We start from the raw sequence: 23,181 nt of genomic DNA on the forward strand, positions 1-23,181 counted from the left end.
TTTTTTTTTTTAGAATGTTAAATTAAGTTTAAGTCCAAATCTTTTAGATGTGGGAGCAGCTGAAATTTCAATTCCTTGAGAGGTTCCTGAACCTAAACTAGTAATGTCTGGGTCAAAATTCGTGTATTTTGGTACGTTTGGTGCAAAATACCATAGATTGCTTCCAATTAAACTCAAACTTATTTGACCAAATGGGGTTTTGTCAATAAATGTTTTAGGAACGTCATAAGTTAAACTTAAATCGCTTAATCTATATACGGTAGCGTCATAAACTGATGCTTCATCCACACTGTTTATTGCAAATGTGTTTCCACCCGCTGGTGAGAAATACAGTTCATTCTTAGTTAATTGAACAGTGTTTGGAATTTGATTTCCTGCCGTGTCTACTAATGGAACTCCAGTTGTTGGATTACCATAGTATCCAGGGATTATATATGTATGTTCTCTGTCTTCAGTATCTTTAGTTATACCACGACCTAATAACGATTCAATAGTTGTAGAATGAACGTCACCGCCTTCTTTCCAATCAAATTGTGCTTTCAAAGTGAATCCTTTGTAGGTAAGGGTATTGATGAAAGACATTTTGAAATCGGCCTGTGGGTCTCCTATTCTACCAGGTGTAGGGTCTTGAATGATTCCACCCCCTGATTGATTAATAAGGAAGTTACCGTTAGCGTCCCTAGCAAATTTTGTTCCATAAAAGAATCCGTAAGGTTGTCCTACTTCCACATAACCAACTGCATTTGCTCTTAATTCAAATCTATCTAAACCTTCTATTAATTTGGTTACAGTGTTTTCGTTTTTTGTAAAATTCGTTAGCAAAGTCCATTTAAAATCTTTTGTTTTAATCGGAACAAGCGTTAATGCAATTTCTACCCCTTTGTTTTCTATTGAGCCTAAATTAGTGTTGTACTCTGAAAATCCACTAGATGATGGTACAGTGATTGGAGTAATCAAATCAGTTGATGTTTTTTTGTACATACTGAAATCCAAAATAATTCTTCGTTTGTAAAACTCTAAATCTGCTCCAATTTCAAATTCTTCGGTAAACTCTGGTCTAACATTTTGATCTGCCAAACTAGTTGAATTTCCAATTGTTGGAATTCCATTGAATCCTACACCTAAATCAAAAGTTTGGTTCGTGAACTCTGATGGAGCATCTCTACCCACTTTTCCATAACCACCTCTTATTTTTGCAAAAGACAAGATGTCGCTTTTCATTTGCAAGGCTTCGGTAATTACAAAAGATCCACTGATTGAAGGATAGAAATAAGAATTATTTGCTTTTGGTAAAGAAGAACTCCAGTCATTTCTTCCTGTAACGTTTAAGAATATAAATTTTTTGTAGTCGAAAGTTGCGTCAGCAAAAACACCAATACTTCTTTTTTCACTTCCTGAATCCAATAGGTTTACTACAGTTTTTACATTGCTTAAATTAAAAATATCTGGAACTTTAAATTCTGTTCCTTGATTTGCTGTTCTACTAGTGGTGTTTTGCAAGATGTTGTTTCCAAGAATTGCGGTCAATCCAATATCTTCTGTTAATTTGTAATTGAAGTTAATCAATAAGGTTGATTCTATGTCTTGGTTGTTGAAGTTATCCGTAGTCAAAGCTCCTAAACCTCCGTTGGCTCTAGAGTTTAAATCGCGAATTTCTTTTCTGTCCAATGAGTAGGAGTTAAGACCGGCTCTGTAGAAAAAATCTATGTTGTCGTTGAGTTTGTAACTCAAATTTAAACCTGCTACTGTTCTGGTAGTATTGGTAATGATTTGATCGTGTTCCCATGACCACATTGGGTGGTCAAATTGAGTTCCGTTTGGTGTTACTGATGCTCCTGTTTTTGGATCTTCATAAGGTAAATTCATGTCCCAGTTTCTTGCTAAAAATAATGTTCTTGCAAAAGAGGAAGAGGATCCGCCAAATTGATTTTCACCAAAAAAACCACCAACTTGTCTTGTGTCAGCATAACTCATATTTGCTCCTGCAGTAAGTTTTTCTGATAATTTAAAAGTACCACCTGAAGAGAAAGTGGTTCTGTCATAAGTGTTGAATGGGATATATCCATCTTGGCCTAAATCAGAAATGGTTACGTTAAAACTTCCATCTTGACCCGCATAATTAAATCCAAGAGTGTTTTCTAATATTGATCCAGTTCTAAACAAGTCTTTTACATTGTTTGGTTTGGCAACATAAGGAACTGTTGGGCCAAATTGGTCTGGAAAAGCAGCTAAAAGAGTAGGCCATGTTGGGATAGTTGCTATTGTGCCAAATTTTGGTCCCCAAGAACCATTTGCGTTGCTATATTGAAAATTTGCACCAGCACCATACGTATTTTGATAATCTGGTAAGTTTGCAATTTCTTCAAGATAAGCTCCTGATCCAAAGTTTACACTTAGCTTATTGTCTTTTTTAGTGTTTTGAGAACCTGATTTGGTTGTTATAACGATAACACCGTTTACAGCTCTAGAACCGTATAATGCAGCTGCTGCAGCACTTTTCAGCACGTTTACAGAGGCAATGTCATTAGGGTCTAAGCTTGACAAAGCGGATTCGTAACCACCACCCCCTGTTACTTGGTTGGATGTTGTTACCTGAGTATTGTTATATGCAATTCCGTCAACAATAATTAAAGGTTGTATGTCTCCACTAAATGTAGAAATACCTCTAATTGTAATTTGGTTTGAAGCACCAGCAACCCCTGTGGAAGTGTTCACATTAAGACCAGCAACTTTCCCTTGAAGGGAGCGTACTAAATCTGGCTCGGAATTTTCGGTAATGTCTGCGGCTTTGATGCTACTGACGCTATATCCTAATTTTTTCGGATTTCGTTTAATACCAAAAGCCGTAACAACAACTTCACTTAGTTGTTCTTCCGATGATTGCATTTTAATATTAATTTTGGCAGCTCCAGCCTTAACTTCTTGGGTTTTCATCCCAATAAAGCTAAAAATCAAGATCTGGCTTGGTGTTGCCTTGATGGAATATTTTCCGTCAAAATCTGTTTGAGTTCCGTTTTGAGTCCCTTTCACTAATACGCTCACGCCTGGTAAAGGCAATCCTGCATTATCGGAAACAACACCCGAAACAACTCTTTCTTGCGCAAAAGTAATTTGCGCCACAAGTACTATAAGTAGTACTAAGAATCCATTGTACTTTAGTTTCATTTTTAAATATTTTGAATTAGTTAAGCAAAACTCTTAATAATTTGTTAACTTTCCTAATGATTGTATTGTTTTTTTATGCGTGCATACAAGATTTAACATTTTAACAGATATAAGCACTATTGTTATATAATGTGTATTTTAATCGACTTAAAATTTAATATTGTAATTTATTGCGGCAACGGTGTTGTAAAATTTTATTTCTTGGCTAGTGGTTTTGGCGTTGGCAAATGTTAATTTAAGTAGTCCATTTTTGGTTTTTAACCCCATTCCTAATCCAAAGCCCAGTAGGTTTCCTTTATTGTTTGTGCTTTTGTCTTCATAATAGCCATAATCCATGATAGAGTGAATAAATAGGTCTTGAGAAACGATGTAGCGATACTCTGTTAGGATGGCTGTCATAAAATTGGCTTGCAGGCTATTTTCGGCAAATCCTCGAATGGAGTTCATTCCGCCAAATCGGTATAACTCGTTGATTATGTAGGAATCACTTTTCAGGAAATAATTTTGATAATTGATGTTAATGCAGTTTTTTTTGTTCAAATAGAAATTGTGCGTCGCATTGAGGTTAATGTAGGTTTGTTTTTGGGTTTCCAAGGTTTCGTTTAGTCCATTCGTTGTTCTTTTTCCGGTTCCTAAAGTAAGGGAAAGGCTGGTTTTTTTTGGAAAAGTCAAATTCAAGTAATCCAATTTCGTGTATTCTAAATTAGATGTTAGAAAGGAGTTCTCGTAATCGCTTATGGTGCTGCTGTTGGTGTTTTGGATGTCGCTGGATTCCGTAGATTGGTATCCAAGGTAAATACGGGTGTTGTAATCCACGAAATAACCCAAATCTATTGTGGTTTTTGTGTTTTGGAAGATACTGTCCTGTTTGAAGATGTAAATTTGGGCTTTCAGGCCTATTGGGCTTTTAAATAAATAGGGTAAATCAATGCTGGCTTTAAAGTTCTTTTGATTGTTTCCGTCACTTTTCCAATTAATTGATAATTGCTCTCCAGCTTTAAGGGCGTTTTCCAATGTTAAATCCAAATAACCATTAAAAACTAATTTGTTGTTTTCGTTATTGGTAAAGCCTATGAAGCCGTCAAAAGTATTTGATTTTCTTTTTTCCATATATACATATACTTTGGTGGTGTCTTTGGTAAATAAAATTTCCGGATATTTTATCTGGCTGACAAACCTGAATTTTTCGAAATCATCGTGAATTTTTCGAACGACATCTTGATTGAAAGGGTTGTTGCGGTATTTTCGGTTCATCTGTTTCAGATGTCCTTCTGGGAAACTGTTTTTTTTGTTGCTTTCGGCAAATTTCACCACAATTTCATTTAATTGTCTTTGTTGTCCGGTTTCAAATTGCAAATCGGCATAAAGTGAGTGGTTTTTCTTTTGAATGTTCATTAATTTTAATTTTGCCAATGCAAAACCTTTTTGTTCCAATTTAAGTAGGGTTTGGTTCAGGAAGGATTCTATTCCGTTATAAGGCAGAATGATGCTGTCCTTTGTTTTGTCTATTGAAATTAAATCTTTAATTATAACATTATTGTTCTCTATTTCAGTTTCGGCTCCCTCTCCTTTGGAGAGGGTTGGGGAGAGGATTTTTCTACCTATATATATATGTATGGAATTTGTCCTTTCGCCCAAACTAAATTTTGCGGTATAGGTGGAGTCGTTTTCTTTGCTGTTTTCCAATATTCGATTTTCGATGTAGCCTATTTTTGATAGCTTTTCGGAGGTTAAGTGGATTTCGTCGGTTAGGGATTTTAAGTTTTTATGCTTCGAATTGTAATGCAACGAGTCAAGTGTCTTGTTCTCGAAATCGGAACTTCCAATTAGTCGTAATTGGAAATTTTGGGATGAACAATTCAATCCAATAATGAAAAACAATAATAAAAGGGCGGTTGGTTTCAAAAGAATCTAAGTTTCAATAAAAGTAATGCAAATATATAAAGGTTGCGTAACTATTCATGGGATAAATATTTAAAACGGAAGAGGATCGGATGTATTGTTTGAAGTGGTGCGAAGCAAACTTTGGATAAGTTTATGGTCCAAGTCCGATTGTTGTTTTGTCTTGTGGGGATTTAATATGGGGAGTTACGGCAAGGTCTTGTAGGTTGTTTCTTTACAGATTAAATTAATTCAGGCAATATAATCATCGTGGAACAAAAAAGATGTTCTTGACGGGCCAAGAGTATGGATAGAGTAGGGATATAGTTACTATATAGTAACTATATAGTAACTATATAGTAACTATATAGTAACTGTATAGTAACTGTATAGTAACTGTATGGTAATTGTATAGCAGTCTTATATAGGGTATGATTGTTTAAATCTTCTGGGTAAGTTGCGAAGACAAATGGAGGTAATCTTGTGGAGAGAGATGTTTTTAGTGGTTTTATTGGGCTTCATTAAAGAGTTGATTGGTAAATCGGTTTCGAAATGGGGGTTTTTCTCTTTTTTTATGTGTTTTAAGCTCTCTTTGGGTAAAGTCGAGGCGGGTTGTGTTTTTTTGTATTTTTTAATTAGGGTAATGATTGTCTGGCTGGGTTAAATAAATGTTTACTTAGCGTGAAAATTAATGGATTATGATTTGTTTAGTGAAAAATATTTTCTACATTTGCAACCCCGTAAAAAGCGGGAATTTTATAAACAAGTAATTTTTAGTATTTAACTATGCCAACTATTCAACAATTAGTAAGAACAGGAAGAACTCAAATCACTAAGAAGAGTAAATCGGTTGCTTTAGATTCTTGTCCTCAAAGAAGAGGTGTTTGTACGCGTGTTTACACTACAACTCCAAAAAAACCAAACTCTGCAATGCGTAAAGTAGCGCGTGTACGTTTGACTAATGGAAACGAAGTAAATGCCTACATCCCTGGAGAAGGACATAATCTACAAGAGCACTCGATAGTATTAGTGCGAGGTGGAAGGGTAAAAGATTTGCCAGGAGTAAGATATCACATCGTTCGTGGTGCACTTGATACATCAGGTGTTGCAGGAAGAACGCAAAGAAGATCTAAGTACGGAGCAAAACGACCAAAAGAAGCAAAAAAGTAATTTAAAAAGTTGTGCTTGTAGACCCGCGATTTATCGCGACTAGCTAAGTATGACGTTTAATTAAAAAAAAGACATGAGAAAAAGAGCGGCAAAGAAAAGACCACTTTTACCAGATCCAAGGTTTAACGACCAATTGGTGACACGTTTTGTGAACAACTTAATGTGGGACGGTAAGAAATCAACAGCTTTTAAAGTTTTTTATGATGCAATTGACATCATCGAAACTAAAAAGCAAGATGCAGAAAAACCATCATTGGAAATCTGGAAAGATGCTTTAAGTAACGTTATGCCTCACGTAGAAGTACGTAGTCGTAGAGTAGGTGGAGCTACATTTCAAATTCCAATGCAAATTAGACCAGACAGAAAAATTTCTATGGCCATGAAATGGTTGATTCTTTATTCAAGAAGAAGAAACGAAAAATCAATGGCTCAAAGATTGGCTTCAGAATGTTTAGCTGCGGCTAAAGAAGAAGGAGCGGCTGTTAAGAAAAGAATGGATACTCACAAAATGGCAGAGGCTAACAAAGCTTTCTCTCACTTTAGATTTTAATTCTTAAGAAATGGCTAGAGATCTTAAATATACAAGAAATATAGGTATTGCTGCTCACATTGATGCTGGTAAAACAACAACAACCGAGCGTATTTTATTCTATACTGGAAAATCACACAAAATTGGTGAAGTGCACGATGGTGCTGCAACAATGGACTGGATGGCACAAGAGCAAGAAAGAGGTATTACAATTACTTCTGCTGCTACAACTTGTGAATGGAATTTTCCAACTACACAAGGTAAATTATTGCCTGAAAGTTTACCATACCACTTTAATATTATTGATACCCCGGGACACGTAGATTTTACTGTAGAAGTAAATCGTTCTTTGCGTGTATTGGATGGGTTGGTTTTCTTGTTTAGTGCTGTTGATGGTGTTGAGCCACAATCAGAAACTAACTGGAGACTTGCTGATCAGTACCACGTACCGCGTATTGGATTCGTTAATAAAATGGACAGACAAGGATCTAACTTTTTGATGGTATGTCAACAAGTAAGAGATATGTTGAAATCTAATGCAGTTGCAATCACTTTGCCAATTGGTGAAGAAAATGATTTCAAAGGTGTTGTAGATTTAGTTAGAAATCAAGCCATAGTATGGCATGAAGAAGGTTTGGGAGCAACTTATGATATTGTGCCTATTCCTGAAGACATGCTTGAAGAGGTTAAAGAATACAGATCAATTCTTATTGAAGCAGTAGCTGATTATGATGAGAATTTGCTTGAAAAATTCATGGAAGATGAGAACTCTATTACTGAGGAGGAAATCAACATTGCATTGAGAGCAGCTGTAATGGATATGGCTATCATTCCTATGATTGCCGGTTCTTCTTTCAAAAACAAAGGAGTTCAATTTATGTTGGACGCTGTGTGTAAATACTTGCCATCTCCAATGGATAAAGCTGGTATCGAAGGAATTCATCCTGATGATGCTGAATTGTTGGAAGAAGATCAAACTAAAATCTTGCGTAAGCCAGATGTTAAAGAGCCATTCGCTGCTTTGGCATTTAAAATTGCTACTGATCCATTCGTAGGTCGTTTAGCTTTCTTCCGTGCTTATTCAGGGCGTTTGGATGCAGGTTCTTATGTTTTGAATACTCGTTCAGGAAACAAAGAAAGAATCTCTCGTATCTACCAAATGCACGCCAACAAACAAAACCCAATCGAGTATATCGAAGCAGGTGATATTGGAGCAGCAGTAGGATTTAAAGATATCAAAACTGGGGATACATTGTGTGATGAAAAACATCCAATCATTCTTGAGTCAATGAAATTCCCTGCACCGGTAATTGGTATTGCAATTGAGCCTAAAACAAAAGCTGACGTAGACAAAATGGGTATGGCTTTGGCTAAATTAGCTGAAGAAGATCCAACGTTTACTGTTAGAACTGATGAGGCTTCAGGTCAAACAATTATCTCGGGAATGGGAGAGTTGCACTTGGATATCCTTGTTGATAGAATGCGTCGTGAATTCAAGGTTGAAGTGAACCAAGGGGAGCCTCAAGTTGAGTACAAAGAAGCATTTACCAAAAAAGCACAACACAGAGAAACTTACAAGAAACAATCAGGTGGTCGTGGTAAGTTCGGTGATATCGTATTTATCCTTGAGCCAGCAGATGAAGTTGACGGTAAAACTCCTGTAGGATTGCAATTTGTGAATTCAGTAAAAGGTGGTAACGTTCCTAAAGAATATATACCATCTGTAGAAAAAGGTTTCCGTGAAGCTATGAAAACTGGTCCTTTAGCGGGGTACCAAGTAGATAGCTTGAAAGTAACTTTGTTGGACGGATCTTTCCACCCTGTGGATTCTGATGCTCTTTCTTTTGAATTAGCGGCTAGAATGGGGTATAGAGAAGTGGCTAAAGCTGCTGGAGCAATTATTCTTGAGCCTATCATGAAAATGGAAGTTATTACACCTGAAGAAAACATGGGAGATATCGTGGGTGATATCAACCGTCGTAGAGGTCAAGTGAATGACATGGGTGACAGAGCAGGTGCGAAAACCATCAAAGCGGATGTGCCATTATCAGAAATGTTCGGTTATGTAACAACATTAAGAACGCTTTCATCTGGTAGAGCAACATCTACAATGGAATTTTCACACTACGCAGAAACACCTTCCAATATTTCGGAAGCAGTTATCAAAAAAGCAAAAGGAAACGCATAATCTTTAAGAAAATGAGTCAAAAAATCAGAATAAAACTAAAATCTTACGATCACATGTTGGTAGACAAGTCTGCCGAGAAGATTGTAAAAACGGTTAAAAGTACCGGAGCAGTAGTAACTGGACCAATTCCATTACCAACTCACAAAAAACTTTTCACTGTACTACGTTCTCCACACGTTAACAAAAAAGCGAGAGAGCAATTTGAAGTAATGTCATACAAGAGATTGATCGACATTTATTCATCTTCATCAAAAACTATTGATGCGTTGATGAAACTTGAATTGCCTAGCGGAGTTGAAGTAGAGATCAAAGTTTAAATAGCTTACTAGTAAGAAAAGGACGCTGTTTTTGAGTGATAAATATTTTTTTGGTTTGTGTGTAAATAATGTTTACTTTTGCACCACTAAAAAAAATAGGGCTCACTTAAAAGCTGCGTTCTATATTTATATTTAATAATTAATAATTAATATTTATGTCTGGGTTAATCGGAAGAAAAATTGGCATGACAAGCATCTTTGACGAGAACGGGAAAAACATTCCTTGTACTGTTATTGAAGCTGGCCCATGTGTAGTTACCCAAGTCAGAACCAAAGGTGTTGACGGGTATGAAGCGTTGCAACTAGGTTTCGATGACAAAAACGAGAAACATTCCACTAAAGCGGCCGTTGGTCACTTTGCGAAAGCAGGAACTGTAGCTAAGAAAAAAGTCGTTGAATTCCAAGATTTTGCAACAGAACAAAAATTAGGAGACGTTATTGACGTTTCAATTTTTGAAGAAGGAGAATTTGTAGATGTGCAAGGTGTATCTAAAGGTAAAGGTTTTCAAGGGGTTGTGAAACGTCACGGTTTTGGTGGTGTTGGACAAGCAACTCACGGTCAACACAACCGTTTAAGAGCGCCAGGTTCTGTAGGAGCTTCATCTTATCCATCTAGAGTATTCAAAGGAATGCGTATGGCTGGAAGAATGGGAGGAGACAATGTAAAAGTTCAAAACCTTAGAGTTTTAAAAGTAGTGGCTGACAAGAACCTACTTGTTATTAAAGGATGTGTTCCTGGATGTAACAACTCTTATGTAATCATTCAGAAGTAATGGAAGCAAAAGTATTAGATTTCAACGGAAAAGATACTGGAAGAAAAGTGCAACTTTCTGATTCAGTATTCGGTATAGAACCAAACAATCACGCAGTATATCTTGATGTTAAGCAATATCTTGCTAACCAACGTCAAGGAACGCACAAAGCTAAAGAAAGAGCTGAAGTAGCGGGAAGTACTCGTAAAATCAAAAAACAAAAAGGAACTGGTACTGCTCGTGCGGGTAGTGCAAAGAATCCATTGTTTAAAGGTGGTGGAACAGTTTTTGGGCCAAGACCAAGAAGTTATTCATTCAAATTGAATAAAAGCTTGAAAAGATTGGCAAGAAAATCTGCTTTCTCAATTAAAGCAAAAGAAGCGAATATTATCGTTCTTGAAGACTTCAATTTTGAAACACCAAACACTAAAAATTTCATTAACGTTTTGAAAGCTTTAGAGTTGGAGAATAAAAAATCTTTATTTGTGTTGGGCGATTCGAATAAAAATGTATATTTGTCGTCACGCAATTTAAAGGCGTCTAACGTGATAAGTAGTTCAGAATTAAGTACTTACGCAATTTTAAACACTAATACTTTAGTGCTTTTAGAAGGTTCGTTAGAGGTAATTGAAGAAAATTTAAGCAAATAATAGGATATGAGCATCATAATTAAACCTATAGTAACGGAAAAAGTAACCAAAGAAAGTGAAGTTTTAAACCGCTTCGGATTCGTTGTTGACAGAAAAGCAAACAAAGTACAAATTAAGAAAGCTGTTGAAGCTGCTTATGGAGTGAATGTTTTGAGTGTTAACACGATGAACGTAAGACCGGATAGAACTACAAAATACACTAAAAGTGGTCTTATCAGTGGAAAGACAAATGCAATCAAAAAAGCAATTGTACAAGTACAAGAAGGAGAAACAATTGATTTTTACAACAATATCTAAGATAGAAAAATGTCAGTAAGAAAATTAAAACCTATTACCCCAGGTCAGCGATTTAGAGTTGTGAATGGTTATGACGCCATTACAACTGATAAGCCGGAACGCTCTTTGATAGCGCCGATAAAAAACTCTGGAGGTAGAAATAGTCAAGGAAAGATGACCATGCGTTATACGGGTGGTGGTCACAAGCAGAGATATCGTATTATTGATTTCAAACGTACAAAAGAAGGAATTCCGGCTACAGTGAAATCAATCGAATATGATCCAAATCGTACTGCGTTTATCGCTTTATTAGCTTATGCTGATGGTGAGAAAACTTATGTTATTGCTCAAAACGGATTGAAAGTTGGTCAGAAATTAGTTTCTGGTCCAGAATCTCAACCTGAAATTGGAAATACATTACCTTTAAGTAGAGTTCCTCTTGGAACTGTAATTTCTTGTATCGAATTGAGACCAGGACAAGGGGCGGTAATTGCTCGTTCTGCTGGAACATTTGCTCAATTAATGGCAAGAGATGGAAAATATGCAACAATCAAAATGCCTTCTGGAGAAACAAGATTGATCTTGTTGACTTGTTCGGCTACAATTGGTGCGGTTTCTAATTCAGACCACCAATTAGTTGTATCTGGTAAAGCAGGTAGAACAAGATGGTTAGGTAGAAGACCGAGAACAAGACCTGTTGCAATGAACCCTGTCGATCACCCAATGGGTGGTGGTGAAGGACGTTCTTCTGGTGGACATCCACGCTCTAGAAACGGTATACCTGCTAAAGGTTATAGAACACGTTCTAAGAAAAACCCGAGTAACAAGTACATTGTAGAACGTAGAAAGAAATAATAAGATATGGCACGTTCATTAAAAAAAGGACCTTTCGTTCATTATAAGTTAGAAAAGAAAGTTGAAGAAAACATTGCCGGTGGTAATAAAGGAGTGGTTAAGACTTGGTCTAGAGCTTCCATGATTACTCCAGACTTTGTTGGACAGACTATCGCAGTTCATAACGGTCGTCAATTTGTACCAGTTTACGTAACAGAAAACATGGTAGGTCACAAATTAGGAGAGTTTTCACCAACTAGATCTTTTAGAGGTCATGCTGGAGCAAAAAATAAAGGTAAAAAATAAGAAGCAATGGGAGTTCGTAAAAGAGAAACAGCAGATGCAAGAAAAGAGGCTAACAAGTCACTAGCTTTTGCAAAATTGAATAACTGCCCTACTTCACCTAGAAAAATGCGCTTAGTAGCAGATCTAGTAAGAGGTCAGAAGGTAGAAAGAGCACTAAATATTTTAAGATTTAGTTCTAAAGAAGCTTCAAGAAAATTAGAAAAATTGGTTTTATCTGTTATTGCCAACTGGCAAGCAAAAAACCCAGACGCTAATATGGAAGAAGCAGGCTTATTCGTAAAAACTATCACTGTAGATGGTGGAATGATGTTGAAAAGACTTCGTCCAGCTCCACAAGGTAGAGCACACAGAATTAGAAAACGTTCAAACCACGTAACAATCGTGTTAGGAGCTATTAATGATAACACACAAGCAAAATAATTAAAGATGGGACAAAAGACAAATCCAATTGGAAATAGACTTGGTATCATCAGAGGATGGGACTCTAACTGGTATGGTGGAAATGACTACGGCGATAAACTTGCCGAAGATTTCAAAATCAGAAAGTATATCCATGCTCGTTTATCAAAAGCTAGTGTATCGAAAGTAATCATCGAGAGAACTTTGAAACTTGTAACCGTTACTATCACTACTGCTAGACCTGGTATTATTATCGGAAAAGGTGGCCAAGAGGTAGACAAGTTGAAAGAAGAACTTAAGAAAGTTACTGACAAAGAGGTTCAAATCAACATCTTTGAAATAAAAAGACCTGAACTTGACGCGTATCTAGTTGCCACAAGCATCTGTCGTCAAATCGAAAGCCGTATTTCTTACAGACGTGCAATCAAAATGGCTATTGCTGCCTCTATGCGTATGAACGCTGAAGGTATCAAAGTTTTGATTTCTGGTCGTTTGAATGGTGCTGAGATGGCTCGTTCAGAAGGTTTCAAAGAAGGAAGGATTCCTCTATCAACTTTCAGGGCTGATATTGATTATGCTTTGGCTGAAGCACATACTACTTATGGTAGAATGGGTATCAAAGTATGGATCATGAAAGGTGAAGTTTATGGAAAGAGAGATCTTTCTCCACTTGCAGGAATGGATAAAAAACAATCTGGAACTGGTGGTGGTAAAGGTGGCGATTCTCCTAGAGGAGACAGAAAACCTTTTAATAAAGGTGGAAAACCAGACGCTCGTAAAAGAAAGTAATTTTTTAAATTAAAGAAAAATGTTACAACCTAAAAGAACAAAATACCGTAAGGTACAAAAGGGTAAAATGAAAGGGAATTCCCAAAGAGGGCACGAACTTTCTAATGGAATGTTTGGTATTAAATCTGTTCACGAAGATGGAATGTTCTTGACTTCACGTCAAATCGAGGCTGCGCGTATCGCTGCAACTCGTTACATGAAAAGAGAAGGACAATTATGGATCAAAATATTTCCAGACAAACCAATCACAAAGAAACCTCTTGAGGTACGTATGGGTAAAGGTAAAGGAGCAGTTGAGTATTGGGCTGCCGTTGTTAGACCCGGAAGAATTATGTTTGAAGTAGGAGGAGTACCTTTGTCAGTTGCAAAAGAGGCGTTACGTCTTGCAGCTCAAAAGCTTCCTTGTAAAACTAAATTCGTTGTTGCTAGAGATTTCGAAGCATAATTAATTATATATTATGAAACAATCAGAAATAAAAGATCTTTCTGCAGCAGAGTTGCAAGAAAAACTTAACCAAACTAAGAAGGTATATGCCGACTTAAAAATGGCTCACGCTATTTCTCCAATTGAGAATCCGCTTCAAATTAGAAGTGTAAGAAGAACAGTTGCTAGATTAGCTACAGAACTTACAAAAAGAGAGTTACAATAACTGTATTCTGCTGAAAGATGGAAGAAAAAAGAAATTTAAGAAAAGAAAGAGTTGGGGTTGTTACTTCAGACAAAATGGATAAATCCATTGTTGTTGCACAAGTAACAAAGGTAAAACACCCACTATACGGTAAGTTCGTGTTGAAAACTAAAAAGTATCACGCACACGACGAAAATAACGACTGTAACATTGGAGATACTGTAAGGATTAGCGAAACGCGTCCTTTAAGTAAAACTAAATGTTGGAGGTTAGTTGAAATCATTGAAAGAGCTAAATAATTATGGTACAACAAGAATCAAGACTAAAAGTAGCAGATAACACGGGAGCAAAAGAAGTTTTAACTATCCGTGTTTTAGGAGGTACCAAAAGAAGGTATGCCTCTGTTGGTGACAAGATTGTAGTTTCTATCAAAGATGCAACTCCAAACGGAAACGTAAAAAAAGGAGCTGTTTCAACTGCAGTTGTTGTACGTACCAAAAAAGAAGTGAGAAGAGCCGATGGTTCTTATATCCGTTTCGATGATAATGCATGTGTTCTTTTGAATGCTGCAGGAGAAATGAGAGGAACTCGTGTTTTTGGTCCAGTAGCAAGAGAACTTCGTGAAAAACAATTCATGAAAATTGTATCATTAGCACCAGAAGTGCTTTAATTATTTTAAGATGATAAAGCTAAAAATAAAATCAGGTGACATTGTAAGAGTTATCGCTGGTGACCATAAAGGTGCTGAAGGTAAAGTATTACGTGTGTACAAGGAAAAAAACAAAGCAATTGTTGAAGGTGTAAACATGGTTTCAAAACACACGAAACCGAGTGCAAAAAGCCCTCAAGGTGGTATTGTAAAAAAGGAAGCTTCTATACAAATTTCCAACATATCTCTAATTGATCCTAAAACTAAGGAAACAACTAGAGTTGGAATTAGAGTTGAAGGAGATAAGAAAGTAAGATTTTCAAAAAAATCTAATCAAGTACTATAGTAATGGCATATATACCTAGACTAAAAGAAGAATATAAGAGTAGAGTTATCTCTGCTCTTAAAGAAGAATTCGGATACGTAAACGTAATGCAAGTTCCAAAATTGGAAAAAATCGTTTTAAGTAAAGGAGTTGGTGCAGCTGTATCTGACAAAAAACTAATCGACTATGCAGTTGAGGAGTTAACAAAGATCACTGGACAGAAAGCAGTATCTACAATTTCAAAGAAAGACGTTGCGTCATTCAAATTGAGAAAAGGGATGCCTATTGGAGCAAAAGTTACTTTGCGTGGAGAAAGAATGTACGAATTTTTAGATAGATTGGTTACTTCTGCTTTGCCACGTGTTAGAGATTTCAGTGGAATCAAAGCTACTGGATTTGACGGAAGAGGAAACTATAACCTTGGTGTTTTGGAGCAAATCATTTTCCCAGAAATTGATATTGACAAAGTAAACAAAATATCAGGTATGGACATTACTTTTGTTACTTCTGCTAAAACAGACAAGGAAGCAAAGTCACTATTGGCTGAATTAGGATTACCTTTTAAAAAGAATTAAGACATGGCTAAAGAATCAATGAAAGCCCGTGAGGTGAAGAGAGAAAAAACGGTAGCAAAGTATGCTGAGAAAAGAAAAGCTTTGAAAGAAGCTGGAGATTCAGTAGGTTTACAAAAATTACCAAAAAATGCTTCACCGGTTCGTTTGCACAATCGTTGCAAATTAACAGGAAGACCAAGAGGTTATATTCGTCAATTTGGTATTTCACGTGTAACATTCCGTGAAATGGCAAATAATGGATTAATTCCAGGTGTTAAAAAAGCATCTTGGTAATCTCGTAAAAAGTTTGTACTTTTGCAATCCAAAAAATAATTTTAATTGGTTAAAGGTTCATTGGATGAGTATCCTGTGAAAACCATAGCCGCAAATTTATACATATGTATACAGATCCTATTGCAGATTATTTGACGAGAGTTAGAAACGCTGTGGCTGCAAACCACAAAGTTGTCGAAATTCCAGCATCTAATCTAAAAAAAGAAATAACTAAGATCTTATTTGATCAAGGATATATCTTAAGTTACAAATTTGAAGAGAACACTGTTCAGGGTTCCATCAAAATCGCTTTGAAGTATGATAAAGATACTAAAGAGTCAGTAATCAAAGATATCCAAAGAATTAGTAAACCAGGTTTACGTAAGTATTCAGGTTCTTCAAGCATCCCAAGAATCCTTAACGGATTAGGAATTGCCATTGTTTCAACTTCAAAAGGTCTTATGACTGGGAAACAAGCCAAGCAATTAAATGTAGGTGGTGAAGTAATTTGTTACGTATACTAATTAAAAGACTTATAAGAGATGTCAAGAATAGGTAAAAATCCCGTTGTAGTCCCTGCCGGTGTAACTGTTGAAGTTGCAAATGGTATTATTACAGTAAAAGGAAAAAATGGTCAACTTACACAGGAATATTCAGATGTTACTGTAACAGTTGAAGGAGATCAAGTTCAAGTGGACAGATCATCTGATCACAAAGACCAAAGAGCAAAACACGGTTTGTACAGATCTTTAATCAATAATATGATTATCGGTGTGACTGAAGGTTTTACTAAAGAATTAGAATTGGTAGGAGTTGGTTATAGAGCTTCAAACCAAGGACAAAAATTAGATTTAGCTCTTGGATTCTCTCACAATATTGTTTTGGAAATTGCTCCAGAAGTGAAATTGGAAACTATATCTGAAAAAGGAAAGAACCCAATTGTAAAATTAACATCATTTGACAAACAACTTTTAGGTCAAGTAGCTGCGAAAATCAGAGGTTTCCGTAAGCCAGAACCATACAAAGGAAAAGGTGTTAAATTTGTAGGTGAAGTATTAAGAAGAAAAGCAGGTAAATCAGCGTAAAAAATAACATTATGTCATTAACAAAACCTGAAAGAAGACAGAGAATCAGATTCAGAATTAGAAAAACAATTAGTGGTACTGCCACTAATCCAAGACTTTCTGTATTTAGAAGTAACAAAGAAATTTATGCTCAACTTATTGATGACGTAAACGGAGTTACTTTATTGGCTGCTTCTTCAAGAGAAAAAGAAATAGGAAAAGGTACAAACGTGGAAGTTGCAACAGCAGTTGGAAAACTTGTTGCTGAAAAAGCGTTAAAAGCCGGGATTGAAGTAGTAACTTTCGATAGAGGAGGTTATTTGTATCACGGTCGTATTAAATCATTAGCGGAAGGCGCGAGAGCGGCTGGACTTAAATTCTAATATAGTATGTCTAATAGTAAATACAAGAATGTAGAGCTAGTAAAACCAAGTGGTCTTGAATTGAAAGATCGTTTGGTAAGTGTTAATCGTGTTACTAAAGTTACAAAGGGTGGTAGAGCATTTGGTTTTTCTGCTATTGTAGTTGTAGGTGATGAAAATGGAGTAGTTGGTCACGGATTAGGAAAATCTAAAGACGTTTCTGAAGCAATTGCGAAAGCAGTGGAAGATGCAAAGAAAAATTTAGTAAAAATTCCTTTGAATGGTCAGTCTGTTCCTCACGAACAAAAAGGTAAATTTGGTGGAGCTCGTGTGTTCTTGATTCCTGCCTCTCATGGTACTGGAGTTATTGCAGGTGGAGCTGTTCGTTCAGTACTTGAGTCAGTTGGAATACATGATGTATTGTCAAAATCTCAAGGATCATCAAATCCTCACAACGTGGTAAAAGCAACTTTTGATGCTTTATTACAAATGAGAAGTGCTTATACTGTTGCAAAACAAAGAGGCGTTTCTTTAGAAAAAGTTTTTAAAGGTTAATTCAAGGAAATTATGGCTAAATTATTAGTAAAACAAGTTAGAAGCAAAATCAACTGTCCCCTTACTCAAAAAAGAGGATTAGAGGCTTTAGGTCTTCGTAAAATGGGTCAAGTTGTAGAACACGATTCAAATCCAACTATCCTTGGAATGATAAATAAAGTTAAACACTTAGTTTCTGTTGAAGAAGCTAAATAACAAATACGTTATGAATTTAAGTAACTTACAACCTGCTGAAGGGTCAACACACAATCAAAATAAAAGATTGGGTAGAGGAGAAGGTTCTGGAAAAGGTGGTACCGCTTCACGTGGACACAAAGGAGCAAAATCTCGTTCTGGTTATTCTAAAAAGATTGGTTTTGAAGGTGGACAAATGCCGCTTCAAAGACGTGTGCCTAAGTTTGGTTTCACAAACATCAATCGTAAAGAATACGAAGGTGTGAATCTTGACACGCTTCAATTATTGGTGGATAATGGTATCGTAACTGATGCAGTTGACATGACTGTTTATGTTGCTAACCGTTTGGCTACCAAAAATGAAATCGTTAAGATTTTAGGAAGAGGAGAATTGAAAGCAAAATTAACAGTAACTGCCCACAAATTTACTGCTACTGCAAAAGCTGCTATTGAAGCTGCTGGTGGAGAAGCTGTAACCATTTAATTTTCCGATTAAGATGAAGAAATTTATTGAATCACTAATTAATGTTTGGAAAATAGAGGAACTAAAAAATAGAATCCTGATTACTTTGGGTATTCTTTTGGTTTATCGTTTTGGAGCACATGTTACGCTTCCTGGTATTGATGCTACACAATTGACTGGATTAGCCGGACAAACAAAAGAGGGAATTGGTTCAATTCTTGACATGTTTACTGGTGGTGCTTTTTCTAAAGCTTCAGTTTTTGCATTGGGTATCATGCCTTATATTTCTGCCTCGATTGTTGTTCAGTTAATGGGAATTGCGATTCCTTATTTGCAAAAACTTCAAAGCGATGGAGAAAGTGGCAGGAAAAAAATCAATCAAATTACTCGTTGGTTAACAATTGGTATAACATTGGTTCAAGGACCTGGATACATTTACAATCTTTATAGAACATTGCCTAGTAATGCTTTCTTGTTAGGATTTAATTCTTTCGAATTCTTGTTTTCTTCAGTAGTTATTCTAGTTACAGGTACAATATTTGCCATGTGGTTAGGAGAAAAAATTACTGATAAAGGAATTGGTAACGGAATATCACTATTAATTATGGTTGGTATTTTGGCTAGATTTCCACAAGCTTTCATTCAAGAATTTGCAGCAAGGGTTACCAATAATAACGGTGGTCCTATGTTGTTGGTTGTTGAAATTATTGTTTGGTTGTTAGTTATCATTTCTTGTATCTTGCTAGTAATGGCAGTTAGAAAGATCCCTGTACAGTATGCTCGTCGTACTACTTCTGGTGATTTTGAAAAAGATATGATGGGTGGTAACAGGCAATGGATTCCATTAAAATTAAATGCTTCTGGTGTTATGCCAATCATCTTTGCCCAGGCAATTATGTTTATTCCTGCAGCAGTAGCAGGATTGTCAAAATCAGATGCTTCACAATCAATCGTTGGTGCTTTTAGTAATATGTTCGGATTTTGGTATAATTTTGTTTTTGCAACTTTAATAGTTGTATTTACTTTCTTCTATACTGCAATCACTGTTCCTACTAACAAAATGTCTGATGATTTAAAAAGAAGTGGTGGTTTTATTCCAGGTGTTAGACCGGGAGTTGAAACCTCTGACTTTCTTGACAAAGTGATGTCTTTAATCACATTTCCAGGCTCTTTATTTCTTGCTTTGATAGCTGTGTTCCCAGCCATTGTAGTTAGTCTTATGGATGTACAACAATCTTGGGCAATGTTTTTTGGAGGAACGTCATTGATAATTATGGTTGGTGTCGCAATAGACACTATTCAGCAAATCAATTCATACTTGTTGAATAAACATTATGATGGTCTAATGAAAAGTGGTAAAAATAGAAAAGCAGTAGCTTAATCTTATGGCAAAACAATCAGCAATAGAACAAGACGGATCAATTATAGAAGCATTGTCAAATGCAATGTTCCGTGTTGAGTTAGAAAATGGACATATTGTAATTGCTCATATATCTGGAAAAATGCGTATGCATTACATCAAATTATTACCTGGTGATAAAGTGAAACTGGAAATGAGTCCTTATGATTTGTCAAAAGCAAGAATTACTTATAGATATTAAAGATATTCAAAATGAAAGTAAGAGCATCAGTTAAAAAAAGAAGTGCCGAGTGCAAGATTGTACGAAGAAAAGGCAGATTATACGTAATCAACAAAAAGAATCCTAGATTTAAACAAAGACAAGGATAGTTATGGCAAGAATAGCAGGGGTAGACATCCCAAAAAACAAAAGAGGAGTTATCGCTTTAACCTATATCTTCGGAATTGGTAGAAGTAGAGCAGTTGAGATTTTAGAAAAAGCTCAAGTTAGCCAAGATACAAAAGTGCAAGATTGGAATGATGACGAAATCGGAGCAATTCGTGAAGCTGTTTCATTTTTCAAAATTGAAGGTGAACTACGTTCAGAAGTTTCCTTAAACATCAAACGTTTAATGGATATTGGATGTTATAGAGGTATCCGTCACAGATCTGGTCTTCCATTAAGAGGACAAAGAACTAAGAACAACTCTAGAACAAGAAAAGGTAAAAGAAAAACTGTTGCCAACAAGAAAAAAGCAACTAAATAATAAGTAATATGGCTAAAGCAACAGCAAAAAAACGTAAAGTTATCGTTGAATCAACGGGTGAAGCTCATATTAGTGCCACTTTTAACAACATCATCATTTCCTTGACAAACAAGAAAGGTGATGTTATTTCTTGGTCTTCAGCAGGTAAAATGGGTTTCAGAGGTTCTAAAAAGAACACTCCATACGCAGCTCAAATGGCAGCAGAAGATTGCAGTAAAGTAGCGTTAGAAGCAGGACTTAAAAAAGTAAAAGTTTATGTAAAAGGACCAGGAAACGGACGTGAGTCTGCTATCCGTTCTTTGCATAACGGTGGAATTGAAGTAACCGAAATCATCGACGTTACTCCAATGCCACACAACGGATGTCGTCCTCCAAAAAGACGTAGAGTTTAATACTCAAAACAATTTATAGTATAACCTAGATTGAACAACGATTATCGAAGGATAAGACCTGAATTCATAATCTCAATCTTAAACAAATTAAAATGGCAAGATATACTGGTCCAAGTACAAGAATCGCACGTAAATTCGGCGAAGCAATTTTCGGAGACGACAAAGCTTTCGAAAAAAGAAATTACCCTCCTGGACAACACGGGATGGCTAAAAAAAGAGGAAAAAAATCTGAGTATGCTGTCCAGTTAATGGAAAAGCAAAAAGCTAAATATTCTTATGGAATTTTAGAAAAACAATTCAGAAATTTATTCGAAAAAGCATCAGCTACTAAAGGTGTTACTGGTGAAGTTTTATTACAATTGTGTGAAGCAAGATTAGATAACGTAGTTTATAGAATGGGTATTGCTCCTTCTAGAAGAGGTGCACGTCAAATCGTATCTCACCGTCATATTACTGTTAATGGTGAAAATGTAAATATTCCTTCTTACCACCTTAAGCCTGGTGATAAAGTTGCTGTTCGTGAAAAATCTAAATCATTAGAAGCTATCGAACGTTCTTTATCAAATTCAAGTCATGTTTATGAATGGATTACATGGAACAATGAATTAAAAGAAGGTACTTTCGTTTCTGTGCCAGCTAGACTTCAAATTCCAGAAAACATTAAAGAACAATTAATCGTAGAGTTGTACAACAAATAATAATTGACTTAGTCGAAATTTATGGCAATATTTAATTTTCAGAAGCCCGATAAAGTTATCATGATCGATTCAACCGATTTTGAAGGTAAATTCGAATTTAGACCTTTGGAACCTGGTTATGGATTGACGGTTGGTAACGCACTTAGAAGAGTTTTGCTTTCAGCATTAGAAGGTTATGCAATCACGTCGGTTCGCATCGAAGGTGTAGATCATGAGTTTTCTACTATCTCAGGAGTTGTTGAAGACGTTACCGAAATTATTCTTAATCTTAAACAAGTACGTTTCAAACGTCAAATCGAAGATATAGATAATGAATCAGTTACTATTTCGGTTACTGGTAAAGATCAATTGACAGCCGGTGATTTCCAGAAATTTATTTCAGGTTTCCAAGTTTTGAATCCAGAACTTGTTATCTGTAATTTAGATCCTAAAATCAAACTACATTTCGACTTAACAATCGAAAAAGGTAGAGGATATGTTCCTGCTGAAGAGAACAAAAAACAAAATGCTGCAATTGGAACTATATTTACTGACTCTATTTTTACTCCGGTAAAAAATGTTAAGTATGCTATTGAAAACTTCCGTGTAGAGCAAAAAACAGATTACGAAAAATTAGTTTTTGAAATTAAAACTGATGGTTCAATCAATCCAAAAGATGCCCTTACTGAAGCTGCCAAAGTTTTGATTCACCATTTCATGTTGTTTTCTGACGAAAGAATTACACTTGAGGCTGACGAAATCGCACAAACAGAATCTTATGACGAAGAGTCATTGCACATGAGACAATTGCTTAAAACCAAACTTGTTGATATGGATCTTTCTGTTAGAGCATTAAATTGCTTAAAAGCGGCTGAAGTTGACACACTTGGAGATTTAGTATCTTTCAATAAAAATGACCTAATGAAATTCCGTAATTTTGGTAAAAAATCTTTAACTGAACTAGATGAACTAGTGGCAATTAAAAATTTGAACTTCGGAATGGATTTAGCAAAATACAAACTAGATAAAGAATAATCTAAACCTTCAAAGGTTTAAATTTACATAGCAATGAGACACGGAAAAAAATTCAATCACTTAAGCAGACAGACTGCACATAGAAGTTCTATGTTGGCTAATATGGCTTGTTCTCTTATCGAGCACAAACGTATTAACACTACTGTTGCTAAGGCAAAAGCGCTTAAACAATTTGTTGAGCCATTAATAACAAAATCTAAAGCTGACACGACTCACAACCGTCGTATCGTTTTTGGATACTTACGTAGCAAATATGCCGTAACTGACTTGTTCAGGGACGTAGCTGCCAAAGTGGGTGACCGTCCAGGTGGATACACTCGTATCATTAAAGTTGGAAATCGTTTAGGAGATAATGCTGATATGGCAATGATCGAATTGGTAGATTTCAATGAACTTTACAACGGAGGTAAAAAAGAAGTTAAAAAAGCAAAAAGCCGTCGTGGTGGCAAAGCCAAGAAAGCAGATGAAGCTGTTGCAGCTCCAGTTGCCGAAACAGAAGCTCCTGCTGCTGAACCTGAAACTTCATCAGAGGCTGCCGAATAATTATGAAGATAATCATTCAATAAAAATTAAGGATAAACTTTTGTTAGTTTGTCCTTTTTTTTTGATTTTTTGGGGCGAAAATATTCTGTTTTCAATACATTTTTTACGGATTAAAAATTTTGAT

At 35.9% G+C, this 23,181-nt stretch carries 34 protein-coding genes; 32 read left to right on the forward strand and 2 right to left on the reverse strand.

What is annotated here, in order from left to right; translation table 11 throughout:
* Positions 1–9: 9 nt before the first annotated feature.
* Positions 10–3,165, reverse strand: coding sequence for a SusC/RagA family TonB-linked outer membrane protein (locus tag OZP13_RS01285; RefSeq protein WP_281298380.1), 3,156 nt, complete (start codon positions 3,163–3,165; stop codon positions 10–12).
* Positions 3,166–3,312: 147 nt separating this feature from the next.
* Positions 3,313–5,070, reverse strand: coding sequence for a BamA/TamA family outer membrane protein (locus tag OZP13_RS01290; RefSeq protein WP_281298381.1), 1,758 nt, complete (start codon positions 5,068–5,070; stop codon positions 3,313–3,315).
* Between the two features lie 762 nt (positions 5,071–5,832).
* Between OZP13_RS01290 and rpsL the strand changes: the two genes are divergently transcribed.
* The 32 genes from rpsL (at position 5,833) to rplQ (ending at position 23,057) form a co-directional block, all read left to right on the forward strand.
* The gene (gene rpsL, locus OZP13_RS01295) at positions 5,833–6,216 is read left to right on the forward strand and encodes a 30S ribosomal protein S12 (protein ID WP_007136570.1); all 384 of its coding nucleotides are present in this window, start codon (positions 5,833–5,835) and stop codon (positions 6,214–6,216) included.
* Positions 6,217–6,289: 73 nt separating this feature from the next.
* The gene (gene rpsG, locus OZP13_RS01300) at positions 6,290–6,766 is read left to right on the forward strand and encodes a 30S ribosomal protein S7 (RefSeq protein ID WP_269241933.1); all 477 of its coding nucleotides are present in this window, start codon (positions 6,290–6,292) and stop codon (positions 6,764–6,766) included.
* A gap of 10 nt (positions 6,767–6,776) precedes the next feature.
* The gene (fusA, locus tag OZP13_RS01305; RefSeq protein ID WP_281298382.1) at positions 6,777–8,933 is read left to right on the forward strand and encodes an elongation factor G; all 2,157 of its coding nucleotides are present in this window, start codon (positions 6,777–6,779) and stop codon (positions 8,931–8,933) included.
* 11 nt (positions 8,934–8,944) lie between these two features.
* A complete protein-coding gene (gene rpsJ, locus OZP13_RS01310; RefSeq protein ID WP_011963470.1) occupies positions 8,945–9,250 on the forward strand; it encodes a 30S ribosomal protein S10 in 306 nt (101 codons plus the stop codon).
* Positions 9,251–9,405: 155 nt separating this feature from the next.
* Positions 9,406–10,023: a 50S ribosomal protein L3 gene (rplC, locus tag OZP13_RS01315; RefSeq protein WP_281298383.1), complete on the forward strand. Its 618-nt coding sequence runs from the start codon at positions 9,406–9,408 to the stop codon at positions 10,021–10,023.
* Positions 10,023–10,652: a 50S ribosomal protein L4 gene (gene rplD, locus OZP13_RS01320; protein WP_281298384.1), complete on the forward strand. Its 630-nt coding sequence runs from the start codon at positions 10,023–10,025 to the stop codon at positions 10,650–10,652. The genes rplC and rplD overlap by 1 nt, the downstream gene beginning before the upstream one ends.
* A 6-nt stretch (positions 10,653–10,658) precedes the next feature.
* The gene (gene rplW / locus OZP13_RS01325; protein WP_077377770.1) at positions 10,659–10,949 is read left to right on the forward strand and encodes a 50S ribosomal protein L23; all 291 of its coding nucleotides are present in this window, start codon (positions 10,659–10,661) and stop codon (positions 10,947–10,949) included.
* Between the two features lie 9 nt (positions 10,950–10,958).
* Positions 10,959–11,783: a 50S ribosomal protein L2 gene (gene rplB, locus OZP13_RS01330; RefSeq protein WP_035668122.1), complete on the forward strand. Its 825-nt coding sequence runs from the start codon at positions 10,959–10,961 to the stop codon at positions 11,781–11,783.
* Positions 11,784–11,789: 6 nt separating this feature from the next.
* Positions 11,790–12,068: a 30S ribosomal protein S19 gene (gene rpsS / locus OZP13_RS01335; protein ID WP_024981511.1), complete on the forward strand. Its 279-nt coding sequence runs from the start codon at positions 11,790–11,792 to the stop codon at positions 12,066–12,068.
* A gap of 6 nt (positions 12,069–12,074) precedes the next feature.
* Positions 12,075–12,488 carry a 50S ribosomal protein L22 gene (gene rplV / locus OZP13_RS01340; RefSeq protein ID WP_073370567.1) on the forward strand — a complete coding sequence of 138 codons (414 nt, stop codon included), beginning with the start codon at positions 12,075–12,077 and terminating at the stop codon, positions 12,486–12,488.
* A 6-nt stretch (positions 12,489–12,494) separates the two neighbouring features.
* Positions 12,495–13,256 (forward strand): 30S ribosomal protein S3, encoded by a 762-nt coding sequence (gene rpsC, locus OZP13_RS01345; protein WP_269241937.1) that lies wholly within the window; start codon positions 12,495–12,497, stop codon positions 13,254–13,256.
* A 19-nt stretch (positions 13,257–13,275) separates the two neighbouring features.
* Entirely contained in the window at positions 13,276–13,701 is a 426-nt protein-coding gene (rplP, locus tag OZP13_RS01350) for a 50S ribosomal protein L16 (RefSeq protein ID WP_103804347.1), read from the forward strand.
* A 13-nt stretch (positions 13,702–13,714) separates the two neighbouring features.
* Entirely contained in the window at positions 13,715–13,906 is a 192-nt protein-coding gene (gene rpmC / locus OZP13_RS01355; protein WP_103804345.1) for a 50S ribosomal protein L29, read from the forward strand.
* A 17-nt stretch (positions 13,907–13,923) separates the two neighbouring features.
* Positions 13,924–14,184: a 30S ribosomal protein S17 gene (gene rpsQ / locus OZP13_RS01360; protein ID WP_269241939.1), complete on the forward strand. Its 261-nt coding sequence runs from the start codon at positions 13,924–13,926 to the stop codon at positions 14,182–14,184.
* Between the two features lie 2 nt (positions 14,185–14,186).
* Positions 14,187–14,555 carry a 50S ribosomal protein L14 gene (gene rplN, locus OZP13_RS01365; protein WP_007803649.1) on the forward strand — a complete coding sequence of 123 codons (369 nt, stop codon included), beginning with the start codon at positions 14,187–14,189 and terminating at the stop codon, positions 14,553–14,555.
* A 10-nt stretch (positions 14,556–14,565) separates the two neighbouring features.
* Positions 14,566–14,880: a 50S ribosomal protein L24 gene (rplX, locus tag OZP13_RS01370; protein ID WP_188049962.1), complete on the forward strand. Its 315-nt coding sequence runs from the start codon at positions 14,566–14,568 to the stop codon at positions 14,878–14,880.
* Positions 14,881–14,882: 2 nt separating this feature from the next.
* Entirely contained in the window at positions 14,883–15,434 is a 552-nt protein-coding gene (gene rplE / locus OZP13_RS01375; RefSeq protein WP_073370558.1) for a 50S ribosomal protein L5, read from the forward strand.
* Between the two features lie 3 nt (positions 15,435–15,437).
* Entirely contained in the window at positions 15,438–15,707 is a 270-nt protein-coding gene (gene rpsN, locus OZP13_RS01380; protein ID WP_073370557.1) for a 30S ribosomal protein S14, read from the forward strand.
* 104 nt (positions 15,708–15,811) lie between these two features.
* Positions 15,812–16,210: a 30S ribosomal protein S8 gene (rpsH, locus tag OZP13_RS01385; RefSeq protein WP_281298385.1), complete on the forward strand. Its 399-nt coding sequence runs from the start codon at positions 15,812–15,814 to the stop codon at positions 16,208–16,210.
* An 18-nt stretch (positions 16,211–16,228) separates the two neighbouring features.
* Entirely contained in the window at positions 16,229–16,771 is a 543-nt protein-coding gene (gene rplF, locus OZP13_RS01390; protein ID WP_269241941.1) for a 50S ribosomal protein L6, read from the forward strand.
* Between the two features lie 11 nt (positions 16,772–16,782).
* On the forward strand, positions 16,783–17,133 hold the full coding sequence (gene rplR, locus OZP13_RS01395) for a 50S ribosomal protein L18 (RefSeq protein WP_026707004.1): 351 nt from the start codon (positions 16,783–16,785) through the stop codon (positions 17,131–17,133).
* Positions 17,134–17,139: 6 nt separating this feature from the next.
* Positions 17,140–17,667 (forward strand): 30S ribosomal protein S5, encoded by a 528-nt coding sequence (gene rpsE / locus OZP13_RS01400; RefSeq protein WP_035668102.1) that lies wholly within the window; start codon positions 17,140–17,142, stop codon positions 17,665–17,667.
* A gap of 12 nt (positions 17,668–17,679) precedes the next feature.
* Positions 17,680–17,862, forward strand: a complete 183-nt coding sequence (gene rpmD / locus OZP13_RS01405; protein WP_027310825.1) for a 50S ribosomal protein L30 — start codon at positions 17,680–17,682, stop codon at positions 17,860–17,862.
* A 10-nt stretch (positions 17,863–17,872) separates the two neighbouring features.
* Positions 17,873–18,325: a 50S ribosomal protein L15 gene (gene rplO / locus OZP13_RS01410; protein ID WP_269241942.1), complete on the forward strand. Its 453-nt coding sequence runs from the start codon at positions 17,873–17,875 to the stop codon at positions 18,323–18,325.
* Between the two features lie 13 nt (positions 18,326–18,338).
* The gene (gene secY, locus OZP13_RS01415) at positions 18,339–19,685 is read left to right on the forward strand and encodes a preprotein translocase subunit SecY (protein WP_281298386.1); all 1,347 of its coding nucleotides are present in this window, start codon (positions 18,339–18,341) and stop codon (positions 19,683–19,685) included.
* 4 nt (positions 19,686–19,689) lie between these two features.
* Entirely contained in the window at positions 19,690–19,905 is a 216-nt protein-coding gene (infA, locus tag OZP13_RS01420) for a translation initiation factor IF-1 (protein WP_007136545.1), read from the forward strand.
* Positions 19,906–19,916: 11 nt separating this feature from the next.
* Positions 19,917–20,033 (forward strand): type B 50S ribosomal protein L36, encoded by a 117-nt coding sequence (gene ykgO / locus OZP13_RS01425; protein WP_073370549.1) that lies wholly within the window; start codon positions 19,917–19,919, stop codon positions 20,031–20,033.
* 2 nt (positions 20,034–20,035) lie between these two features.
* Positions 20,036–20,410: a 30S ribosomal protein S13 gene (rpsM, locus tag OZP13_RS01430; RefSeq protein ID WP_073370546.1), complete on the forward strand. Its 375-nt coding sequence runs from the start codon at positions 20,036–20,038 to the stop codon at positions 20,408–20,410.
* Between the two features lie 8 nt (positions 20,411–20,418).
* The gene (gene rpsK, locus OZP13_RS01435) at positions 20,419–20,802 is read left to right on the forward strand and encodes a 30S ribosomal protein S11 (RefSeq protein ID WP_281298387.1); all 384 of its coding nucleotides are present in this window, start codon (positions 20,419–20,421) and stop codon (positions 20,800–20,802) included.
* Between the two features lie 92 nt (positions 20,803–20,894).
* Entirely contained in the window at positions 20,895–21,500 is a 606-nt protein-coding gene (gene rpsD / locus OZP13_RS01440; RefSeq protein ID WP_281298388.1) for a 30S ribosomal protein S4, read from the forward strand.
* Between the two features lie 21 nt (positions 21,501–21,521).
* Entirely contained in the window at positions 21,522–22,514 is a 993-nt protein-coding gene (locus OZP13_RS01445; protein WP_132006235.1) for a DNA-directed RNA polymerase subunit alpha, read from the forward strand.
* Between the two features lie 33 nt (positions 22,515–22,547).
* A complete protein-coding gene (rplQ, locus tag OZP13_RS01450) occupies positions 22,548–23,057 on the forward strand; it encodes a 50S ribosomal protein L17 (protein ID WP_269241945.1) in 510 nt (169 codons plus the stop codon).
* Positions 23,058–23,181 lie beyond the last annotated feature (124 nt).

The organism is Flavobacterium limnophilum (assembly GCF_027111315.2).
Taxonomy (GTDB): domain Bacteria; phylum Bacteroidota; class Bacteroidia; order Flavobacteriales; family Flavobacteriaceae; genus Flavobacterium; species Flavobacterium limnophilum.

What these genes read in the sequence shown, in the direction of transcription:
- rplF (WP_269241941.1), top strand. Translation starts at nt 16,229, where the DNA reads ATGTCAAGAATAGGTAAAAATCCCGTTGTAGTCCCTGCCGGTGTAACT.
- rpsC (WP_269241937.1), top strand. Translation starts at nt 12,495, where the DNA reads ATGGGACAAAAGACAAATCCAATTGGAAATAGACTTGGTATCATCAGA.
- rpsH (WP_281298385.1), top strand. Translation starts at nt 15,812, where the DNA reads ATGTATACAGATCCTATTGCAGATTATTTGACGAGAGTTAGAAACGCT.
- rplX (WP_188049962.1), top strand. Translation starts at nt 14,566, where the DNA reads ATGATAAAGCTAAAAATAAAATCAGGTGACATTGTAAGAGTTATCGCT.
- rpmC (WP_103804345.1), top strand. Translation starts at nt 13,715, where the DNA reads ATGAAACAATCAGAAATAAAAGATCTTTCTGCAGCAGAGTTGCAAGAA.
- fusA (WP_281298382.1), top strand. Translation starts at nt 6,777, where the DNA reads ATGGCTAGAGATCTTAAATATACAAGAAATATAGGTATTGCTGCTCAC.
- rpsG (WP_269241933.1), top strand. Translation starts at nt 6,290, where the DNA reads ATGAGAAAAAGAGCGGCAAAGAAAAGACCACTTTTACCAGATCCAAGG.
- rplV (WP_073370567.1), top strand. Translation starts at nt 12,075, where the DNA reads ATGGGAGTTCGTAAAAGAGAAACAGCAGATGCAAGAAAAGAGGCTAAC.
- rplR (WP_026707004.1), top strand. Translation starts at nt 16,783, where the DNA reads ATGTCATTAACAAAACCTGAAAGAAGACAGAGAATCAGATTCAGAATT.
- rpsQ (WP_269241939.1), top strand. Translation starts at nt 13,924, where the DNA reads ATGGAAGAAAAAAGAAATTTAAGAAAAGAAAGAGTTGGGGTTGTTACT.
- rplC (WP_281298383.1), top strand. Translation starts at nt 9,406, where the DNA reads ATGTCTGGGTTAATCGGAAGAAAAATTGGCATGACAAGCATCTTTGAC.
- rplB (WP_035668122.1), top strand. Translation starts at nt 10,959, where the DNA reads ATGTCAGTAAGAAAATTAAAACCTATTACCCCAGGTCAGCGATTTAGA.
- rpsL (WP_007136570.1), top strand. Translation starts at nt 5,833, where the DNA reads ATGCCAACTATTCAACAATTAGTAAGAACAGGAAGAACTCAAATCACT.
- rpsD (WP_281298388.1), top strand. Translation starts at nt 20,895, where the DNA reads ATGGCAAGATATACTGGTCCAAGTACAAGAATCGCACGTAAATTCGGC.
- rpsJ (WP_011963470.1), top strand. Translation starts at nt 8,945, where the DNA reads ATGAGTCAAAAAATCAGAATAAAACTAAAATCTTACGATCACATGTTG.
- rpmD (WP_027310825.1), top strand. Translation starts at nt 17,680, where the DNA reads ATGGCTAAATTATTAGTAAAACAAGTTAGAAGCAAAATCAACTGTCCC.
- rpsK (WP_281298387.1), top strand. Translation starts at nt 20,419, where the DNA reads ATGGCTAAAGCAACAGCAAAAAAACGTAAAGTTATCGTTGAATCAACG.
- rplP (WP_103804347.1), top strand. Translation starts at nt 13,276, where the DNA reads ATGTTACAACCTAAAAGAACAAAATACCGTAAGGTACAAAAGGGTAAA.
- rplQ (WP_269241945.1), top strand. Translation starts at nt 22,548, where the DNA reads ATGAGACACGGAAAAAAATTCAATCACTTAAGCAGACAGACTGCACAT.
- rpsE (WP_035668102.1), top strand. Translation starts at nt 17,140, where the DNA reads ATGTCTAATAGTAAATACAAGAATGTAGAGCTAGTAAAACCAAGTGGT.
- ykgO (WP_073370549.1), top strand. Translation starts at nt 19,917, where the DNA reads ATGAAAGTAAGAGCATCAGTTAAAAAAAGAAGTGCCGAGTGCAAGATT.
- OZP13_RS01445 (WP_132006235.1), top strand. Translation starts at nt 21,522, where the DNA reads ATGGCAATATTTAATTTTCAGAAGCCCGATAAAGTTATCATGATCGAT.
- rplE (WP_073370558.1), top strand. Translation starts at nt 14,883, where the DNA reads ATGGCATATATACCTAGACTAAAAGAAGAATATAAGAGTAGAGTTATC.
- OZP13_RS01285 (WP_281298380.1), bottom strand. Translation starts at nt 3,165, where the DNA reads ATGAAACTAAAGTACAATGGATTCTTAGTACTACTTATAGTACTTGTG.
- rplW (WP_077377770.1), top strand. Translation starts at nt 10,659, where the DNA reads ATGAGCATCATAATTAAACCTATAGTAACGGAAAAAGTAACCAAAGAA.
- rpsN (WP_073370557.1), top strand. Translation starts at nt 15,438, where the DNA reads ATGGCTAAAGAATCAATGAAAGCCCGTGAGGTGAAGAGAGAAAAAACG.
- rplO (WP_269241942.1), top strand. Translation starts at nt 17,873, where the DNA reads ATGAATTTAAGTAACTTACAACCTGCTGAAGGGTCAACACACAATCAA.
- rplD (WP_281298384.1), top strand. Translation starts at nt 10,023, where the DNA reads ATGGAAGCAAAAGTATTAGATTTCAACGGAAAAGATACTGGAAGAAAA.
- rpsM (WP_073370546.1), top strand. Translation starts at nt 20,036, where the DNA reads ATGGCAAGAATAGCAGGGGTAGACATCCCAAAAAACAAAAGAGGAGTT.
- infA (WP_007136545.1), top strand. Translation starts at nt 19,690, where the DNA reads ATGGCAAAACAATCAGCAATAGAACAAGACGGATCAATTATAGAAGCA.
- rpsS (WP_024981511.1), top strand. Translation starts at nt 11,790, where the DNA reads ATGGCACGTTCATTAAAAAAAGGACCTTTCGTTCATTATAAGTTAGAA.
- rplN (WP_007803649.1), top strand. Translation starts at nt 14,187, where the DNA reads ATGGTACAACAAGAATCAAGACTAAAAGTAGCAGATAACACGGGAGCA.
- secY (WP_281298386.1), top strand. Translation starts at nt 18,339, where the DNA reads ATGAAGAAATTTATTGAATCACTAATTAATGTTTGGAAAATAGAGGAA.